At 72.4% G+C, this 17,486-nt stretch carries 21 protein-coding genes; 12 read left to right on the forward strand and 9 right to left on the reverse strand.

The features are described 5' to 3' along the window. Nucleotides 1-176: 176 nt before the first annotated feature. On the reverse strand, nucleotides 177-608 hold the full coding sequence (locus tag BLS56_RS16510) for a DUF1707 SHOCT-like domain-containing protein (protein WP_091451391.1): 432 nt from the start codon (nucleotides 606-608) through the stop codon (nucleotides 177-179). A gap of 102 nt (nucleotides 609-710) precedes the next feature. Here BLS56_RS16510 and BLS56_RS16515 point away from each other — a divergent pair, with 102 nt between their 5' ends. The 7 genes from BLS56_RS16515 (at nucleotide 711) to BLS56_RS16545 (ending at nucleotide 6,190) form a co-directional block, all read left to right on the forward strand. Then, nucleotides 711-1,373: a TetR/AcrR family transcriptional regulator gene (locus tag BLS56_RS16515; RefSeq protein ID WP_228771692.1), complete on the forward strand. Its 663-nt coding sequence runs from the start codon at nucleotides 711-713 to the stop codon at nucleotides 1,371-1,373. 82 nt (nucleotides 1,374-1,455) lie between these two features. Further along, nucleotides 1,456-1,758 (forward strand): urease subunit gamma, encoded by a 303-nt coding sequence (locus tag BLS56_RS16520; RefSeq protein WP_091451397.1) that lies wholly within the window; start codon nucleotides 1,456-1,458, stop codon nucleotides 1,756-1,758. Nucleotides 1,759-1,818: 60 nt separating this feature from the next. Next, a complete protein-coding gene (locus BLS56_RS16525) occupies nucleotides 1,819-2,181 on the forward strand; it encodes an urease subunit beta (protein WP_091451400.1) in 363 nt (120 codons plus the stop codon). Beyond that, nucleotides 2,181-3,908 carry an urease subunit alpha gene (locus tag BLS56_RS16530; protein ID WP_091451402.1) on the forward strand — a complete coding sequence of 576 codons (1,728 nt, stop codon included), beginning with the start codon at nucleotides 2,181-2,183 and terminating at the stop codon, nucleotides 3,906-3,908. The genes BLS56_RS16525 and BLS56_RS16530 overlap by 1 nt, the downstream gene beginning before the upstream one ends. Then, complete coding sequence (locus BLS56_RS16535; protein ID WP_091451404.1) at nucleotides 3,908-4,705, forward strand: urease accessory protein UreF; 798 nt, start codon at nucleotides 3,908-3,910, stop codon at nucleotides 4,703-4,705. Before BLS56_RS16530 ends, BLS56_RS16535 begins: the two co-directional genes overlap by 1 nt. Then, on the forward strand, nucleotides 4,695-5,417 hold the full coding sequence (ureG, locus tag BLS56_RS16540; protein ID WP_091451406.1) for an urease accessory protein UreG: 723 nt from the start codon (nucleotides 4,695-4,697) through the stop codon (nucleotides 5,415-5,417). The genes BLS56_RS16535 and ureG overlap by 11 nt, the downstream gene beginning before the upstream one ends. Continuing rightward, nucleotides 5,414-6,190 carry an urease accessory protein UreD gene (locus BLS56_RS16545; RefSeq protein WP_091451407.1) on the forward strand — a complete coding sequence of 259 codons (777 nt, stop codon included), beginning with the start codon at nucleotides 5,414-5,416 and terminating at the stop codon, nucleotides 6,188-6,190. The genes ureG and BLS56_RS16545 overlap by 4 nt, the downstream gene beginning before the upstream one ends. On the opposite strand, the gene BLS56_RS16550 is transcribed toward BLS56_RS16545, so the two are convergent. Beyond that, on the reverse strand, nucleotides 6,180-6,419 hold the full coding sequence (locus BLS56_RS16550) for a DUF2795 domain-containing protein (protein ID WP_175482873.1): 240 nt from the start codon (nucleotides 6,417-6,419) through the stop codon (nucleotides 6,180-6,182). The genes BLS56_RS16545 and BLS56_RS16550 overlap by 11 nt on opposite strands. Nucleotides 6,420-6,615: 196 nt before the next feature. Between BLS56_RS16550 and BLS56_RS16555 the strand changes: the two genes are divergently transcribed. Then, nucleotides 6,616-7,083: a MarR family winged helix-turn-helix transcriptional regulator gene (locus tag BLS56_RS16555; protein WP_091451412.1), complete on the forward strand. Its 468-nt coding sequence runs from the start codon at nucleotides 6,616-6,618 to the stop codon at nucleotides 7,081-7,083. A gap of 102 nt (nucleotides 7,084-7,185) precedes the next feature. Here BLS56_RS16555 and BLS56_RS16560 read toward each other — a convergent pair whose 3' ends face one another. Beyond that, nucleotides 7,186-7,512, reverse strand: a complete 327-nt coding sequence (locus BLS56_RS16560) for a GNAT family N-acetyltransferase (RefSeq protein WP_091451415.1) — start codon at nucleotides 7,510-7,512, stop codon at nucleotides 7,186-7,188. A gap of 70 nt (nucleotides 7,513-7,582) precedes the next feature. Next, nucleotides 7,583-8,587, reverse strand: a complete 1,005-nt coding sequence (locus tag BLS56_RS16565; protein ID WP_091451417.1) for a pirin family protein — start codon at nucleotides 8,585-8,587, stop codon at nucleotides 7,583-7,585. 108 nt (nucleotides 8,588-8,695) lie between these two features. On the opposite strand from BLS56_RS16565, the gene BLS56_RS16570 reads away from it, so the two are divergent. Next, nucleotides 8,696-9,166: a carboxymuconolactone decarboxylase family protein gene (locus BLS56_RS16570; RefSeq protein ID WP_091451419.1), complete on the forward strand. Its 471-nt coding sequence runs from the start codon at nucleotides 8,696-8,698 to the stop codon at nucleotides 9,164-9,166. On the opposite strand, the gene BLS56_RS16575 is transcribed toward BLS56_RS16570, so the two are convergent. Continuing rightward, nucleotides 9,129-10,007, reverse strand: coding sequence for a hypothetical protein (locus BLS56_RS16575; RefSeq protein ID WP_139190751.1), 879 nt, complete (start codon nucleotides 10,005-10,007; stop codon nucleotides 9,129-9,131). The two genes, BLS56_RS16570 and BLS56_RS16575, sit on opposite strands and share 38 nt — an antisense overlap. On the opposite strand from BLS56_RS16575, the gene BLS56_RS16580 reads away from it, so the two are divergent. Continuing rightward, a complete protein-coding gene (locus BLS56_RS16580; RefSeq protein WP_228771693.1) occupies nucleotides 9,939-10,457 on the forward strand; it encodes a DUF2306 domain-containing protein in 519 nt (172 codons plus the stop codon). The two genes, BLS56_RS16575 and BLS56_RS16580, sit on opposite strands and share 69 nt — an antisense overlap. Before the next feature lie 111 nt (nucleotides 10,458-10,568). On the opposite strand, the gene BLS56_RS16585 is transcribed toward BLS56_RS16580, so the two are convergent. Continuing rightward, nucleotides 10,569-11,726, reverse strand: coding sequence for an alkaline phosphatase family protein (locus BLS56_RS16585; RefSeq protein ID WP_091451426.1), 1,158 nt, complete (start codon nucleotides 11,724-11,726; stop codon nucleotides 10,569-10,571). Nucleotides 11,727-12,000: 274 nt separating this feature from the next. Here BLS56_RS16585 and BLS56_RS16590 point away from each other — a divergent pair, with 274 nt between their 5' ends. Continuing rightward, on the forward strand, nucleotides 12,001-13,170 hold the full coding sequence (locus BLS56_RS16590) for an NAD(P)/FAD-dependent oxidoreductase (RefSeq protein WP_091451428.1): 1,170 nt from the start codon (nucleotides 12,001-12,003) through the stop codon (nucleotides 13,168-13,170). 63 nt (nucleotides 13,171-13,233) lie between these two features. Here the strand turns inward: BLS56_RS16590 and BLS56_RS16595 are convergent, their stop codons facing one another. The 3 genes from BLS56_RS16595 to BLS56_RS16605 all read right to left on the reverse strand — a co-directional run bounded on the left by BLS56_RS16595 (nucleotide 13,234) and on the right by BLS56_RS16605 (nucleotide 16,701). Then, nucleotides 13,234-14,457: a S8 family peptidase gene (locus BLS56_RS16595; protein WP_228771694.1), complete on the reverse strand. Its 1,224-nt coding sequence runs from the start codon at nucleotides 14,455-14,457 to the stop codon at nucleotides 13,234-13,236. Nucleotides 14,458-14,704: 247 nt separating this feature from the next. Continuing rightward, nucleotides 14,705-16,126, reverse strand: coding sequence for a toll/interleukin-1 receptor domain-containing protein (locus BLS56_RS16600; protein ID WP_175482874.1), 1,422 nt, complete (start codon nucleotides 16,124-16,126; stop codon nucleotides 14,705-14,707). A gap of 206 nt (nucleotides 16,127-16,332) precedes the next feature. Beyond that, nucleotides 16,333-16,701: a hypothetical protein gene (locus BLS56_RS16605; RefSeq protein WP_091451434.1), complete on the reverse strand. Its 369-nt coding sequence runs from the start codon at nucleotides 16,699-16,701 to the stop codon at nucleotides 16,333-16,335. Nucleotides 16,702-17,081: 380 nt separating this feature from the next. On the opposite strand from BLS56_RS16605, the gene BLS56_RS16610 reads away from it, so the two are divergent. Then, the gene (locus BLS56_RS16610; RefSeq protein WP_175482875.1) at nucleotides 17,082-17,474 is read left to right on the forward strand and encodes a nuclear transport factor 2 family protein; all 393 of its coding nucleotides are present in this window, start codon (nucleotides 17,082-17,084) and stop codon (nucleotides 17,472-17,474) included. Nucleotides 17,475-17,486 lie beyond the last annotated feature (12 nt).

Here is a 17,486-nt window from a genome sequence, read left to right on the forward strand (position 1 = left end):
ATCTGACTAGTCAGGTATTTTTGGCCAGTCGGACTGGCGTGTCGAGTGTCACTGTCGGTTATCGGACAACGGGGTCGCGGTACCGCAGGCGATCGGCCGAACGCGGTCCTGTCCGCGAAATGACAGCGGCCCGGTCCCGTCCGGAGTGGACGGAACCGGGCCGCTGGGATCAGGGGTCAGCCGCGCCAGGCCGGGGTGCGGCGGGACTGCCTGGTGGAGCGGGCGGAGATCGCGCGCTGGGAGACAGCGGCGATGGCGATGGTGGGGATGATCAGCCAGACGGGCCAGAAGTGGACGTCGTCCTCGAACTGGAAGCGGACCAGTGCCCACACGGCCAGGTTGATGACGAGGGTGACCGTCCACCACGTCCACACGATGCGCACCCACTTCGGCACCGATGAGCGGGCGGCCGGGGCCGCGGCGGGGACGGCGGGCAGGTCGGCGAACAGGGCCGAGAGGTCGCCATAGGTGACCGCCCGGTTGACCGCGTCGAGCCTGCTGTCGAACTCCGCGAGGCTCAGCCTGCCCTGGCTGTGCGCGGCCCGCAGTTCCTCGGCCGCGGCGCGCCGGTCGGCGTCCGAGACGCGCATGTCCCGTTGGTGAGCCATGACTTCTCACATCTCCTGTCGAACCCCGCGAAGCAATCTGACACTACGCCGTGTCACTCCGTCTAAGGTAAGACAATGCCAACAAGACCTGGGGATGGTCAAGTGCGCGCGGGGGACGGCCGCAGGTACGGCGGGCGCGACGCGCGGCAGCGGCAGGTTGAGCGGCGGGGCAGGCTGATCGACGCGGGCCTGGACGCCTTCGGCCGCGACGGGTACGCCGCGTCGTCGGTGGACCTGGTCTGCGAGCGCGCCGGACTGACCAAGCGCTACTTCTACGAGTCGTTCAGCGACCGCGAGCGGCTGCTCGCAACCGTCTTCGACCAGCAGATCGCCGTGGTCCGCGCCGCGGTGGCCGACGCGGTCGCCGACGCGGGCGAAGTGGTCGAGGACAAGATCCGGGCAGGGCTCACCGCGCTCATCGACACCATCGGCGCCGACCCGCGCCGGGCCAGGGTGCTGCTCATCGAGATCGTCGGCGTCAGCCCCGCCCTGGAGGCCCGCCGCCGCGAGGTCATGCACCAGTTCGTCGACTACATCGCCGCCCTGGTGCGCGCCGAGGCGGGCAGGCTGCCCGCGGACATCCTGGGGATCGGTGTCATGGTCCTCGTCGGCGGCGTCACCGAGGTCTTGGTCGACCAGACTCTTGGCCACCGCCGCGCCAGCACCGCGGACCTGGTCGAGATCATCACCGCGCTCTTCATGGGCGGATACCGGGCGTTGGCCCCACGCCGCGAGCAGGCCGGGAAAACTACCCAGGTGACATAGCGGTTGCTCCCGGCGAGTGAATCGATCACCGTCCGGGTGCTCTCTGCTGCGTTCGGGGTGGGGCGTGACTAGCTTGGGGCCTGTGCATCTGTCACCCCAGGAGCGGGACAAACTGCTTGTCCACGTGGCCGCCGACCTCGCCCGCAGGCGGCTGGAACGCGGTCTGCGGATGAACTACCCCGAAGCGGTCGCGCTGATCACCGCGTTCGTGCTCGAAGGCGCGCGGGACGGCCGCACCGTGGCCGAATTGTCCGCGACCGGACGCACTGTGGTGCGCAAGGACCAGGTTCTCGACGGCGTCGCCGATCTGGTCGACATGGTCCAGGTCGAGGCGACCTTCCCGGACGGCACGAAACTCGTGACCGTGCACGACCCGATCCACTAGCCGATCCCACTAGCCCGATCCATTGGCCGATCCACCAGCCGACTAGCTGCGGAGGCGCGCGTGCGTCCAGGCGAGATCATCCCGGCCGACGAGCCGATTCCGCTCAACCCCGGCAGGCCGCGCGTGCGGGTGTCGGTCCGCAACGTCGCGGACCGCCCGGTGCAGGTCGGCTCGCACTACCACTTCGCCGCGGTCAACCCCGGCCTGGAGTTCGACCGCGCCGCGGCGTGGGGCCACCGGCTCGACATCCCGGCGGGCACGGCGGTCCGGTTCGAGCCCAACGTGCCGCGCGAGGTCTCCCTGGTGCCGATCGAGGGCAGGCGGGTCGTCCCGGGCCTGCGCTGGGAGTACGCGGGCGAGTTGGACCACCGGGGCCCAGAGCCGACCGCCCCGGAGCCGACCGACCCCGAGCGGAGCGCCTGATGAGCGGCGAGATCAAGCGGCGCCGGTACGCCGAGCTGCTCGGCCCGACCGTCGGCGACCGGATCCGCCTGGCCGACACCAACCTGCTGATCCAGGTGACCGAGGACCGCGCCATGGGCCCGCGGGGCTCGGGCGACGAGGTGGTCTTCGGCGGCGGCAAGGTCATCCGCGAGTCGATGGGCCAGGCCATGGCGACCCGCGCGGAGGGCGCCCCGGATGTGGTGATCACCGGGGTCGTCGTGCTCGACCACTGGGGCGTGGTCAAGGCGGACGTGGGCATCCTGGACGGGAAGATCGTCGGCATCGGCAAGGCGGGCAACCCGGACACGATGGACGGCGTCGACCCGGCGCTGGTCATCGGGCCGGGCACGGAGGTCATCGCGGGCAACGGCAAGATCCTCACCGCGGGCGGCGTCGACTGCCACGTCCACTTCATCTGCCCGCAGCTGGTCGACACCGCGCTCGCCAGCGGCCTGACCACGCTCATCGGCGGCGGCAGCGGCCCGGCGGACGGCAGCAAGGCCACCACCGTGACCCCCGGCCCGTGGAACCTCGACCTGATGTTCCGCGCGATGGACGGCCTGCCGGTGAACATCCTGCAGCTGGGCAAGGGAAGCACCGCGCGCCCCGACGGGCTGTGGGAGCAGCTGCGCGCGGGCGCGGGCGGGTTCAAGATCCACGAGGACTGGGGCGCGACCCCCGCGGTGATCGACATGGCCCTGCGGGTGGCCGAGGAAAGCGGCGTGCAGATCGCGATCCACACCGACACCCTCAACGAGGCCGGGTTCCTGGAGTCCACACTGGACGCCATCGGCGGGCGGTCCATCAACGCCTACCACACCGAGGGCGCTGGCGGCGGGCACGCGCCGGACATCATCCGCGTCGTCGGCCACGGCAACGTGCTGCCGTCCTCGACCAACCCGACCCGGCCGCACACCGTCAACACCTTCGACGAGCACCTGGACATGCTGATGGTGTGCCACCACCTCAAGCGGTCGATCCCGGAGGACATCGCCTTCGCCAACAGCCGCATCCGGCCGAGCACCATCGCCGCCGAGGACGTGCTGCACGACCTCGGCGCCATCTCGATGATCAGCTCGGACTCCCAGGCCATGGGCCGCATCGGCGAGGTCGTCATCCGCACCTGGCAGACCGCGCACGTGATGAAGGCCAAGCGCGGCGCGCTGCCCGACGACGACCAGCCCGCCGACAACCTGCGGGCGCGGCGCTACGTCGCCAAGTACACGATCAACCCGGCCATCGCGCACGGCATCGACCACGTGGTCGGCTCCGTGGAGGTGGGCAAGCTCGCCGACCTGGTGCTGTGGGACCCGAAGTTCTTCGGCGTCCGCCCGCACCTGGTGCTCAAGGGCGGGTTCGTCGCCTGGGCGCAGATGGGCGACCCGAACGCCTCCATCCCGACGCCGCAACCGGTCTGGGGCAGGCCCATGTACGGCTCGCGGCCCAGGGTCGCCGCCGACCGCAGCGTCCACTTCGTCGCCCAGGCGGCGCTGGACGACCACCTGCCCGAACGCGTGCCCACCACCACCGAGATGGTGGCGATCGCCGACACCCGCGGCCGGGGGAAATCCGCCATGCTGCTCAACCAGGCGTTGCCGGACGTCGTTGTGCGGCCGGATAACTTCGCCGTGTATATCGACGGCGACCTGGTCGAACCCGACCCGGTGGGCGAACTGCCCATGGCGCAGCGCTACTTCCTGTTCTGATGCCTGACGACCTGGACGCGGCGGGGGCCGCCGCCATCCTGTCCCTTGTGGACTCCCGGTTTCCCGGCGGCGGCCACGCCCACTCTGGCGGACTGGAAGAGGCGGCCGCCCGCGGCCTCGTCACCGACCCGCAGACCCTGGCCGGGTTCCTGCGCGGCAGGCTGCACACCGCGGGCGCGCTCGCCGCCGTCTTCGCCGCGGCCGCCGCCCACACCGCGCGCAACCTGCTCAGCCCGCCCGCCGCCAGCCGCGCGGACACCAACGGCGTGGGCGAGGCCGAGTTCGCCCGCGCCACCGGCAACGGGCACGGCTCGACCGGTCGGCGGCAATGGACCGCGCTCGACGCCGAACTCGACGCCCGCACCCCCTCACCAGCCCAGCGGGCGGCCTCCCGCGCGCAGGGCAGCGGCATGGCCCGCGCCGGACGGTCCGCGTGGCCCTCGCCGGTGCTGGACGGGCTGCTGGCCGCCACCCCGCGCCCGCACCAGCCGGTGCTGCTGGGCGCACTGGCCGGGATCGCGGGCGCGAGCCCCACCCAGGCCGCGCTCGCCGCCCTGTACCTGGCGGTCAGCGGACCGGCGAGCGCCAGCACCCGCCTGCTGGGGCTCGACCCGTTCGAGGTGAACGCGGCCGTGGTGGCCCTGTCCGCGCCGATGAGCGAGATCGCCGCCCACGCCGCGCAGACCTGCCACCTGCGGCCCGCCGACCTGCCCGCGCCCAGCGCGCCAGCCCTGGACCTCATGGCCGAGGCCCACGACCGAACCCACCGCATGGAGGTGCGTCTCTTTGCCAGCTGACCACACGACCGGGCACGGCCACACCCACCCGGTCAGCTTCGACCCCACCGCCACCGCCCCCGACCCGCACGCCCCGCGGGCCGAGGCCGGGCGCGCGGTCCGCATCGGCATCGGCGGCCCGGTCGGCTGCGGCAAGACCGCCCTGGTCGCCGCCCTGTGCCGGGCCCTGGGCGACGAGGTGGCGCTGGCCGTGGTGACCAACGACATCTACACGACCGAGGACGCCGACTTCCTGCGCAGGGCGGGCGTGCTCGACCCCGAGCGGATCGAGGCCGTGCAGACCGGGGCGTGCCCGCACACCGCCATCCGCGACGACATCACCGCCAACCTCGACGCCGTCGAGCGGCTGGAGCGGCGCTACCCCGGCCTGGAGCTGGTGGTCATCGAGAGCGGCGGCGACAACCTCACCGCCACCTTCAGCCGCGGCCTGGTCGACGCGCAGGTCTTCGTCGTGGACGTCTCCGGCGGCGACAAGGTGCCCCGCAAGGGCGGCCCCGGGGTCACCACGGCCGACCTGCTCGTCATCAACAAGACCGACCTCGCCCAGCACGTCGGCGCGGACATGGCGGTCATGGTCGCCGACGCCCACCGGATGCGGCGGCACCGCCTGCCGGTGATCACCCAGTCCCTGGTGGACACGCCAGACGCGCCTGAAGTGGCGGCCTGGGTGCGCGCCCGGCTCGCCGACGCCGCGCCTTCCGGCGCGGCATGAAGGCCCGCGCCCGCCTGGTCGTGGAACGCGACAGCGGCGGCGCCAGCGTGGTGCGCGAGCTGCGGTCGATGTCGCCGCTCACGCTGCTGCCCTGCCCGCCGAGCCTGCACGACGGCGACCCGGACACCGCCCTGGTGCACCTGGCGGGCTCGGCGGCGACGCCGCTGGGCGGGGACGTACTCGACCTGGCCATCGTCGTCGGCCCCGGCGCGCGGCTGCGGCTGGTCGGCGTCGGCGCGACCCTCGCCCTGCCCGGCCAGCACCCCGGCCCCAGCACCATGTCCGTGACGATCGAGGTCGGCGCGGCGGGCAGCCTGGAGTACCTGACCGAGCCCACCATCGTCGTCTCGGCCGCCGACCACCACGCCGACCTGCGCGCGGACCTCGCCGCGGACGCCCGGCTGCGCTGCCGCGAGGTCGTCGTGCTCGGCCGCAGCGGCGAACGCCCCGGCGCCTTCCACAGCGAGACCCGACTGCGCCGCGACGGCACGACCCTGCTCCGCCAGCGGCTCGACCTCGGCGGCGCCCTGGACGCCACGCCCACCCACCTCGCGGGCCACCCGGTGATCGCCACCGAACTGCTCGTCTGGGGCGCGGACCCCGCCGAGGCCGCCGTCGGCGACTGGTGGTCGCTGGTCCCGCTCGCGCACGGCGGTTCCCTCGCCACCGTCCTGGCCGAGGACACCATCACCGCCTACCGACGCCTCGACACCGCGACCGCCGCGCACCCCGGCCTCGCCGAACCGGCCGCGGCGGTCCCCGTCAGCGGGTGAGCCCGCCCGAGGGGCCGTGCGGACGCGGGCTCTTGTCGTCATCGAAGGCGACCGAGGCGAACACCTCGGCCAGGTTGGCGTATTCGACCGGCGGGATGGCGCGCAGCGCGCGGATCGTGTTGCCGTCCCCGCGCTCGTCAGCCGCGGCCAGCAGGTCGTCCTTGCTCGCGGGGAAGTCGACCTCGTTGAGGGCTTCCTTGAGTCGGTCCCGGGTCGTGGACGCGGACATCATCACTCCTTAACGGTTCCTCAGTGCCCTGGCGTTACCCCGTCGCCCGCCCCTGAAACACCCCGCCCACCCTCTGACGATCCGGCGCGCGCAAGGGAGTAAACGGCCATGGGTCGCGCCATCCAGAGTCACGGTCGAGGCCGGGTAGTGCTACATCGGACTGGGTGATGCGTCAACATCACGATAGGATTCGACGATGACCGCGCCGCGATGGCTGGACGAGTCCGAAGCCCGGTTGTGGCGGGCGTACCTCGTCCTCGTCCGGGACCTGCGGCGGGCGTTCGACCGGCAACTGGAGCGCGACGCCGGGTTGTCCGGCGCGGACTACGCGGTGCTGGTGCCCTTGTCGGAGGCCGCGGACGGGGTGCTGCGGATGCGTGAGCTTGGCCGGTCGGTGGACTGGGACCGCAGCAGGCTCTCGCACCAGGTGCGGCGGATGGAGAAGCGCGGCCTGGTCGCCCGCGAGGACTGCGCGGAGGACGCCCGCGGCTCGATGGTCCGGCTGACCGACGCGGGCCGGGCCGCCATCGAGGCCGCCGCGCCCGAGCACGTGGAGACGGTGCGCCGGTACTTCATCGACCAACTGTCCGAGGACGAGCGCGCCGTGCTCACCGACGTGTTCGAGCGCCTGAACCAGCGGCTCGACAGCGACGGCGCGGTCTGACGGCGCGGTCTGACGGCGCGGCTCTCAGCCGAGCAGCGGCTCCACAGTGGCGGCGTGACTGGACGAGCGGAGCCGGTGGGCTCGACAGCGGCGGCGGGGCTTTCAGCCGCGGACGGCCTTGACTTCGGCCAGTGCCTCGGAGGTGACCGCGCGCCGGATGTCCTGGTGCTCGCCGTGTTTGGTGAGGTACGCGGCGACCAGTGGGCACACCGCCACCACATGCATCCCGGACGCGCGGACGTCGGCGAGGGCGTCGCCGATGAGGACGCCGCTCAGGCCCCGTCCGCCGAAGGCCGGGTCGATCTCGGTGTGGTGGAAGATCCGGTCGTCCGCGTCGTCGAGGTACGCGGTGAATCCGGCGAGCGCGCCGTCCACCCGGATCTCGTACCGGTGCGCCTGGTCGTCGCGGCGGACGGTCACGTCGCTCACCGGGCCACCTCACAAGTTCGGTGGCCCCGCGCGCCCACGCAGTGTGTCGATTGTTCGCTCGCAAGCTCGTTCATGGGTTCTCCACTCGGGGTGCGGCCGCGCCGCGCGGGGTGAGCCGGGCGTGCGGCAGGGGTGGGGCTGGCAGCCGACGGGGCGTGCCCGAGTAGCCGACGACCTGGCCGAACCGCTCGGACTCGGCCTCCCACGCCGCGCGGAAGGCGACGATCTCGTCGTGGTCGCGGCCCACGAAGTTCCACCACATCACGATCTCCTCGGCGAACGGCGGGCCGCCGAGCAGCAGGGCCCGGGCGGGCCGGTCGGTGTGGTTGGCCAGGCTCAGCGTCGTCGCGCCGGGGGCCAGGTAGCCGAGTTCGCTTGGCGCGAGCCTGGTCCCCGCGACAGTCACCGATCCAGTGTCCAGCAGCACGCCGTGCTCGAAGGCGGGGTCGACCGCGAGGTCGAGTTCGCCGCCCGGCGCGAGCACGAGTTCGGCGCCGAGCAGCGGCGTGAATGTGGCGACCGGGGACGTCTCACCGGCCAGCGAGCCGAGGAAGACGCGCAGCGTGGCGTCGCCGAGTTCCCGGGGCGCGGGCTTGTGGTGCCGGAAGTCGCGGGCGGCGTCCCGGTGCTCGTCGGGCAGCGCGACCCACAGTTGCACGCCGTGCAGGATCGCGGTGCCCGTGGACATTGCGGACACTGTGGACACTTCGGAATGGCAGATGCCGTGCCCGCCGGTCATCAGGTTCAGCTCGCCCGGTCGGATCACGGCGTGCGAGCCGAGGCTGTCCCGGTGCTCGATCTCGCCGCTGAACAGCCAGCTCACGGTCTGCAGCCCGGTGTGCGGGTGCGGCGGGACGGTCATCGGGCCGGTGTCCGCGACGTCGACCGGGCCGTAGTGGTCGGCGAAGCACCACGCGCCGATCAGCGACCGCGCGCGCTGCGGCAGCGTGCGGCGCACCGACAGCGCCCGCGGCCCGCCCAGTGGCACCTCGCGGGCGGTCAGCACCTGCACCGCGCCCGGGTGTGGCCCCGCCCGGCACACCAGTGCCGGGGACGCCGCTTCGGTGTTGCTCATGGTGGCGTCCTCGTCTCCGCTTCCGCCGGGCCGGACCAGCCCGGCCGCAGCGATTGTTGTTGTGTCATCATTTCCTTGTCAAGGCGAGTGGGGACGAAGGGGGCGGCGATGACGGCCGGTCGGGATGTCGTGTACCTCGACAAGCAGGCTCCGCACGCCTACCAGGCGCTGCGGGACGTGGCCAAGGCCGTGCGGACGGCGGCGCGGGAAGCCGGGCTGGACCGGCGGCTGATGGAGTTGGTCAACCTGCGCGTCTCCCAGCTCAACGGCTGCGCCTACTGCCTCGACCTGCACACCCAGGCCGCCATGAGCGCGGGCGAGACCCAGCGCAGGCTGGCCGTGCTGTCGGCCTGGCGCGCCACCGAGCTGTTCTCACCGACCGAGCGGGCCGCCCTGCGCCTCGCCGAGTCGGTGACGACGCTGCCGGACCCCGAGGCCCTGGCCCACGACTACACCGCGGCCCGCGCGGTCCTCACCGACGCCCAACTGTCCACTGTGGTCTGGGCGGTCATCACGATGAACGCGTTCAACCGCGTCTCGATCATGAGCGGTCACCCCGTGCGCGCGGAAACCCCCTAGCAGTCCCCGGACCCGGCGCCCGCCGGGGCGAACTGGATGCGGACCTGGTCGGTGCGGGGCAGCACGATCGCGGCACCGTCGGCCGACGTCCAGGTGGCGGCAGGAGCACGTACTGGTTTCCGGACTGGAGCAGGAGTTTGAGCCCGTCGTACCGGTAGCGGTAGGCGGAATCGGGCCGTCCGCACTCGACCTCGCGGACGTCGGGGATGGCGAGGCTTCGCTCGCTGAACAGCAGCGCGTCCGGCATCGCGGGCACCCGCGCCTCGACCTCGAACGCCCGGCGCACGCCGCCCGCGCCCGAGTAGTCGCTGACCGCCCAGAACAGGCCGATGCTCACCAGGGCGAACGTGATCACCCATTCCGCGACGGCGGCACCCGCCACGCGGTCCGGCAGCCCGGATCGCGTCACCGCTTGGCGCCAGGCGAAAACCAGCAACAGCACGCCCGCCGAGAAACCCATGCCCGGCACGCCCGGGTAGTCCCGGAACGGCGCCGGGTCGACCGCGACCGCCACGGCGGCGGCGACCAGGACGACTCCCGACCCGGCGGCGATCGGGGCGCACACCCGCAGCAGGGCGAGCCAGGTTCTGGCGCGCAGTCGGGCGCGCAGACACCGGACCGCGCACATCACCAGGAGGGTCGTCGCCGCGATCACCGCGAGCGGGAGGCACATGCCGCCCGCGCCCCGGGCGAGGATTTCGTCGGTGGTCTGGCCGAGCAGGGTGCCGGTCGGGGCTAACTGCTGTTCGCCGTCGCCACGGTGGTCGGCGGTGTGCTGATCAGCCCGTACCTGCTGCTGGACGTCGAGGGCAGCCGCCTCGACGTTCGCGGCGGCTTCCACTACGGCGTGCTGGTGGCGCACGTCTTCACCGCCTGCGTTGCCGCGGTGCTCGGCCCGCTCCAGTTCATTCCCGCCGTCACCGCGGTGCCCGTCGCGGTGCTGTCCGGGAACCCGATAACCCAGCTGGGGCTGATCCCGCCCGCCGTCGGCCGGCTGGTGACCGGCTGGCTGGCGGTGCGCGCCATCCGCGGCGGCGACGTCGAGGCGCACCGTTCGTGGATGGCGCGGAACTACGCCCTCACCTTCCTGGCGGTGACCTCCCGCGCCATCGTGCCCATCCTCCTGCTCATCCACCTGGCCATCGACCCCTCGACCGACCGCGCGGCAGCGGTCCAGGAGCTGATCCCGATCGGACAGACGCTCGGCTGGATGGTGAACCTCGTCGTGGTCGAGGTCCTGATCCGCCGACGCAGGGCCCGCGCCCTGGTCCCCGCGACGGCCGCGGACTGAGACGCCCCTTCTCTGGGGACCATGAGCCGCGGTGTCGGTCTCGTGGACGGCCAGCCAACGGGCCGCTTCAGACGTGTTTCCGGTGGTCACCGACCTCGTGCGCGGTGGCGGTCAACCGGTGTGGCGTGCGATGAGCAGGGGGATGAGTTGTTCTTCCTCGGTGAGTGACCCGTGGTGGCCGAGGAAGGTGCTCAGGCCGGGTTCGGCCGCGGTGCGGACCAGGGCGAGCCGGTCCCGGGCGGCGACGACGAGGTCTCCGATCCGGGGGCGGACGTGCTCGGCGACGCGGGGGCCGAACCACCCGGCGGCGATGGCCTCGTCCCTCGACGCGATCCAGGCTCGGTCGCCGAGTGTCTCGGTCCAGGTGGCGCGCACGTCGTCCAGGGCGCCCGCGACGGTGTAGACGTGGCGGACGCGGGCCTCGCCGCCGAGTAGGCGCACGCCGTCTTGGAAGCGGGGGTCGCGGTCCAGGTCGACGCGGTCGGTGTCGGGCACGTGGACCATGCCGTGGTCGGCGGTGACCACGAGCGCGGCGCCAGCGGGCAGGCTGGTGGCGATCGCGGCGGCCAGAGTGTCCACAAAGGCCAGTTGACGGCGCCACGGGTCGCTTCCCGGTCCATAGAGGTGGCCGAGCGCGTCCAGGTCGGCGTGGTAGGCGTAGCAGAACACCCGGTCCCCCTCGCGCAGCGCGTCCGCGGTGCGGCTGACGAGATCGCCGAGCGCGTGCACGCCGTGGAACTCGCCGCCGCGCAGGACCGCCCGGGACAGGCCGCTGCCCTGCTGCTCGTGCGGCACGACCAGGCGCACCAGCACCCCGGCGTCGGCGGCCCGCTCGAAGACGGTCGGCCGCGGTTGGACCTGCTCGGGAACCAGCACCGACCGCAGGTCGACCTGCTCGGCGACGCCATGGCGGTGCCACCGCAGGGCGTTGAGCAGCCCGTCGGGTCCGGCGGCGAAGGAGTAGCCGACCAGGCCGTGCTCGCCGGTTGCCGCACCTGTCCCGATGGCGGCGATGCTGGTGGCCGTGGTCGCGGGGAATCCGGCGGTGATCGGCTCGCTGTCGTCCGCCAGCGAGGTCAGGAACGGGGCGTCGGCGCGGTGTTCGCGCAGCAGTCGCCACCCCAACCCGTCCACCAGCAGCAGGCACACCCGCGCCGGGCCCGCCACCCCGAGCACGTCGGCCATGCCCGGCACCCCCAGCCCGGCCAGCAGCGACGGCACGACCTCGGCGAGCGACCCGGTCCCATACCTGGGCGCGAACGGCTCCATACCCGGGACTTTAGCGAGCACAGCCGAGCAGGCCACCGAAATATCGTGCCGTGGATGACCGGGGTAACGCGATCATCACTCGGGTGATCACTGGTGCGACGGAGATCCCGCGCTGACCCCGCTCGTCCCGCGGCCGGGCGGCCCGCGCGACCGGAGAGTCGAGTCCCGACGGCGGTGGAACTTCTTCACCTGCTGAGCCTGTCGCGGTGTCGCGCCGCAGCTGTCACAGTCCCGCGCCGTGTCTCGTCCGTTGGGTGACGACGAGGGAGGACACATGCGGAACGGACATCGAGTGGTCGTGCTGGGCGCGGGCTACGCCGGGCTGGTCGCGGCGAAGCGGCTGGCGCGGCGGATCTGCCCGGGTGGGGCGTCGGTGACGCTGGTCGACGCGCGTCCGGAGTTCGTGGAGCGGATTCGGCTGCACCAGGTCGCGGCGGGACAGGCCGTCGCGGCGTTGCCGCTGGCCGAGGTGCTGGCCGGTTCCGGGGCGCGGGTGGTGGTCGGCCGGGTCACCGGCGTCGACCTGGCGGCGCGGGCCGTGCGGGTGGGGGACCAGGAGATCGGGTACGACACGCTCGTCTATGGCCTGGGCAGCGTGACCGAGGTGGACGGCGTGCCCGGGGTGGCCGAGCACGCGGCGGTGCTGTCGGGTCCCGCCGAGGCGCGGCGGCTGGCCGGGCGGCTGAGCGCGCTCGCCGACCGCGGCGGGGTCGCGGCCGTCTGCGGCGGCGGGCCGACCGGGGTCGAACTCGCCGCCGAACTGGCCGAGTCCTACCCGGGGCTGGCCGTCCGCCTGCTCACCAGGGGCGAACCCGGCGGCTGGCTGTCGCCCCGCGCGGCCCGCTACCTGCGGCGCAGGCTCGACCGGATGGGCGTCGCGGTCACCGCGGGCGCCGAGGTGTCCCGCGTCGAGCCGGACGCCGTCGCGCTGGCCGACGGCGTCCGGGTGCCCGCCGACCTCGTCCTGTGGACCGGGGGATTCACGGTGCCGCCGCTGGCGCGCGAGGCGGGCCTCGCGGTGAACGGCCGCGGCCGCGTCCTGGTGGACCAGACCCTGCGCTCGGTCTCGCACCCCGAGGTGCACGCGATCGGCGACGCCGCCGCGGTGCCGGGGCCGTGGGGCGCGGAGATCGCCTACGGCTGCCGCTCGGGCGGGTTCACCGGACCGTATGTCGCCGACGCGATCGCCACCCGGCTGGCGGGCGGGGTCCCGCGCCCGTTCCGGTTCCGCTACTTCCACCAGTGCCTCAGCCTCGGCAGGCGGGCAGGCGTGATCCAGTTCGTCGACGGGGCCGACGAGAGTCCTCAGTGGATGATCCTGCGCGGCCGAATCGCCGCCGGGTACAAGGAAATCGTGTGCCGGTCGTCGGTCTGGCTGTTCCGGCACCCCGGGCCGTACCTTCCGAGGGTCCTGGTCCCACCACGACCGGCGAAACGGCCATGAGGTCCGCGGGCGGCTCTCGCGCGCCCGCGGACCTCATGGCAGGCTTCTCGTGCGGGGCGGTCTTTACCGCCAGCACCACCACTGGCACCACCACGGCGGCGCGGGCGCGGGTGTCGGGGTCGGGGTGGGAGTCGGGCTGGGCTGGGGCGGCTGCTGGGCGCCCTGACCGGTGTAGAGCAGGCGGTTCGGCGTGTCGCCGGAGACGCTGGTGATCTTGGCGCTCGACGCGTTGCCGACGATGCCGCTCTTCACCTGCTGCGGGGTGGCGGTCGGGTTGCCCGCCAGGTAGAGAGCGGCGGCTCCGGCCACATGCGGCGCGGCCATCGACGTGCCGGACAGGCTCCTGGTCGCGGTGTCCGAGTCCTTCCCGGCCGAGGTGATGTCGGAGCCGGGCGCGAACAGGTCGGTGCAGCGGCCGTAGTTGGAGAACGACGCCTTGCCGTCGGTCTTGGTCGAGGCGTTCACCGTGAGCGTGGGGCCGTTCGCGCCACCGAGCCGGGCCGGGGACTGGCCGCAGGCGTCGGTCGCGTTGTTGCCGGAGGCCACGGCATAGGTGATGCCCGCGGTGATGGACCGCTTGACCGCGTCGTCGATGGCGGCCGAGGCGTTGCCGCCGAGGCTCATGTTGGCCACCGCGGGCCGAACGGCGTTCGCGGTGACCCAGTCGATCCCGGCGATGACAGCGGAGTTGGTGCCAGAGCCGTTGCAGCCCAGGACCTTCACCGCGGTGAGCCGCACCCCCTTGGCGACCCCGTGCGCCGTCCCGCCGATCGTGCCCGCGACGTGGGTGCCGTGGCCGTGGCAGTCGCTGTTGTTGCCGTCGCCGGTGGTGTTCGTGCCCCACACCGCCCGGCCGCCGAAATCGCTGTGCGTCGTGCGGATGCCGGTGTCGATGACATAGGCGTTCACCGTGGCCGCGGTCGCCAGATAGGTGTAGGCGCTGTTGAGCGACAGGTCGCGCTGGTCGACCCGGTCGAGTCCCCAGGAGGGCGGGTTCGTCTGCGTGTCCAGCAGGCTCACCGTCTGGTCCTGCTCCACATAGGCCACCCGGGGGTCCGCGGCCAGCCGCCTGGCCTGCCGCTCGCCCATCGTGGCGGAGTAGCCGCGCACGACGGAGCCGTACCGGTACCGCACCGTGGCGCTGTACGCGCGAGCCTGCGCGTCCGTGGTCGCCGCCGCCGACACCCCGTCCTTGAGCACCACGATGTAGGACCCGCTGATCGCCCGCTCCGAATCGGCGTAGCGGACGGCGCCCTCGTCGGCCGCGGCCAACCCGGTCCCGGCCACTATGGCGAACGCGCTGATCGATCCGATGCCTACCCAGCGTCGCCATGTCCTTGCTCGACGCGAGGTCGTCGTTGACCTTTTCGCCATAGCGGCGTCCTTCCGCCCGAATGCCCGTGCTTGGTGCGCCAACATGCCGCACGTCCGCGGTGGAATCATCGGGAGAAGTACCTAGAGACACCTACCTACGCCATTCGGCCTATCCGTGGGTCTCGCGTCCACTTTAGTCATCCAGTGACAAAGTGGACGGCTACGGCTGCCGTTCGGGCGGATTCACCGGACCGTGTGGGTAAACCAAGGGGCGGAGCACGTCCTCCCACTCGCCCAGCTCGTCGACCAGGCGCAGCACGCCGCGGCGCTCGGCGCGGAAGCTCACCGCGAGGCCGACCGCCGCCGCCACCAGCGCGGCCCCGATGAGCGCCATCCCGATCGCGACCACGCGCGGGGGCGTGTCGCCAAGCGACAGCCTGACCGCCAGACCGGCGACCGTCAGGCCGACGACGGCCCCGAGGGTGCCGACGAGAGCGGGCGGAAAGGGATCGCGCCGGTGCCCCATGGCGAGCCAGCGCCGCCACCGGCGGGCGGCGCGCTCCCGCAGCTCGGCCCGCACTTCCGACAGGGCCAGGTAAACCGACTCGGCTTGGCGGTGCCGGGCGAAGTCCCTGGCCGCCAAGTGGCCCTCGGCGAGCAGTTCCCGCGATCGGACGGCGGCCCTGCGGAACGTGAGCGGGTCCGGGGAGACCGGCGGCGGCCACTGGGTGTCCACTCGCGACACCTGGCTCACCTGGCGCTGGACCAGGCGGGCGAAGGCGATCGCGACGGCCCCGCTGACCAAGACCTTCATCTCGGTCCCCAGCCACGCCGCGTCGAGCAGCGGAAGCCCCATCCAGACGACCGCCACCACCAGCAGGTACAGGGCGTAGAGCGGCCACATGTCCTTCAGGCTCGCCCGTAACGCCTGTTCCTGCCATCGCCTGGTCACCGCGTCCAGCCAGGGCCGCAGCACGGCCACCAGGACGACGCAGACGGCGAGGGCTGCCGTCACCAGCGTCAGGACATAAGCCGTGGTGAGCAGCTTCTGCCACACCGGCCAGTCCAGCTCGAACGCGAGCAGCAGGGGGAACAACGTGAACACCGCGCCCCAGCCGGTCGCCTGCAGCGCGAGCACCAGGCGCGGCCGGGCGGGCTGGTCGCCCGCGGGGTCCGCGACCGCGACGGCCACCTCGGGCGCGGCGGGAGTCTTCTCGATCGAGGCGGTCAGCCTGGCCAGACCGGCTTCGTAGTCGGCCTGCCGCAGCAGGATGGACTGCCGCAGCGTGACCTCGGCGATTTCCGGCGGCACCTGGTGGTACTCGGGCTGCCGGGCCTGCCCCAGCAAGACCGGGATCACCGTTTTCCCCGTGCTCAGCGCTGTCGACAGCTCGTAGGCCACCCAGTCCATCCGCCGCTCGACGGCGAAGTCCGCGACCCAGCCGTCGTGGATCACCGCGACCACCACGTCGCTCGCGGCCAGCGCCGCCTTCAACTCGTCGGGGTACCGCTCGCCCGGAGTGAGGCCGGTGTCCACAAACACCCGGTCCGGCCCGAACCGCTGCGCGAGCCGCGCGACGAGCCCGGCCACGGCGAGCGCGTACGGGTCGTGTCTTCGGTAGCTGACGAAAATCGTGCCCACCTGCCGTGCCCCCGTGCTCGCTGGTGCCTCACGGCGCTCGCGTCGGACACCGACACCCGCGCGCCGACGACCGTGCCACATCCGCGTCGTCGGCGCCAGGACAGAACGCACCCATGTCAGCGGAACCGATCGCGAGGGTGGCCGGAGGAACGATCACTGGATGGCGAGCGGAGGCCATCGCGGACGGGCTCGTCTGGCATTTGATGTCAGGCGGGGCGCCAGCCGACGCAGTACCAGACATTCGACTTCTGGCAGACTCGGAAATCGGTGATCGGGTTCGACGACGTTCCGGGGAAGATGGCGCTGCATCCGGAGGCGCTTCCATTCGCGTCGTCCACGTAGCCCGAGCCCCCATTGCGGAGCAGATACTCGGTGCGGACGCCGATGCCGTCGCTGAAGGTGTCGCACGAGTAGACGCGGGTGTGGTTGTCGGTCACTCCGCCGTAGCCACATCGGGCTTGCCACTGGTATCCGCAGCGGATGACGTCGATTGAGGTGTCGTGCGCGGACGCGACTGGTGTGCCTGCCAGCAACAGGCCCGCGGCGGCCGCGCCCGCGCCCGCGACTCTGATCAACCTCCGTCCCCGGGCGCGCTGTCTCGGTGGCGGCATGGTCGTCGAGGAACCTGAGTGTTCTTGTGGAATAGGCATTTTGTGCTCCCTCGATGTGGAGTGTCCCGGCGGGCAAGCACACGACACCGCCTATGCGGTGGAGTGCACCAGCGGCCAGGTCTTTCCTCCTGATGATGGGCGTCCAACCACCCGTCCAGGCCGGTCGCGGCCGGAACCCGACCCGATCGGCTGACCTCGCGAGGTCTACGCGTCCGGATGGAGCCCGCGGGGTTGGGCCAGGAGGGGCGGAACAGGCGGGTGAAACCGCTCGGACTACCGGCGCTGTGTCCGGGGGTGCGCGATGATGCTGTGGTCGGACGCCGATGAGGACACCGGGGGAGCGCATGACGGAAACCAGTGACCTGCTGTCCGCGAACAAGAGGCTTGTCGCGGACTTCTGCGCGGCGTTCTACGACGCGAAGGACTTCGACCGGGCGGTGACGTTCCTCGCCGAGGGTTTTCACAATCACCATCGCGGCGCCGGGGTGGGGCCCATGCGCACCGTCGACAGCTTTCGGGAGCAGGTCGCCGATCGGTTTCCGGAGTTCTCGCTGGAGATCAGGAAAGCGGTCGCGGAAGGCGACTTCGTGTGGACCTACTCCCTGATCCGGCTCGCCGCCGGTGCGCCGAGCGCGGTGTCGGTGGACATCTGGCGGATCGCAGAGGGGCGGATCGTGGAGAAGTGGGATGTCGGGCAGGGGATCGAGGAGGGCACCGCGGCGGCGGACCTGCTCTGAACGGCTAGGCGG

Source organism: Actinokineospora iranica, assembly GCF_900101685.1.
GTDB classification, from domain to species: domain Bacteria; phylum Actinomycetota; class Actinomycetes; order Mycobacteriales; family Pseudonocardiaceae; genus Actinokineospora; species Actinokineospora iranica.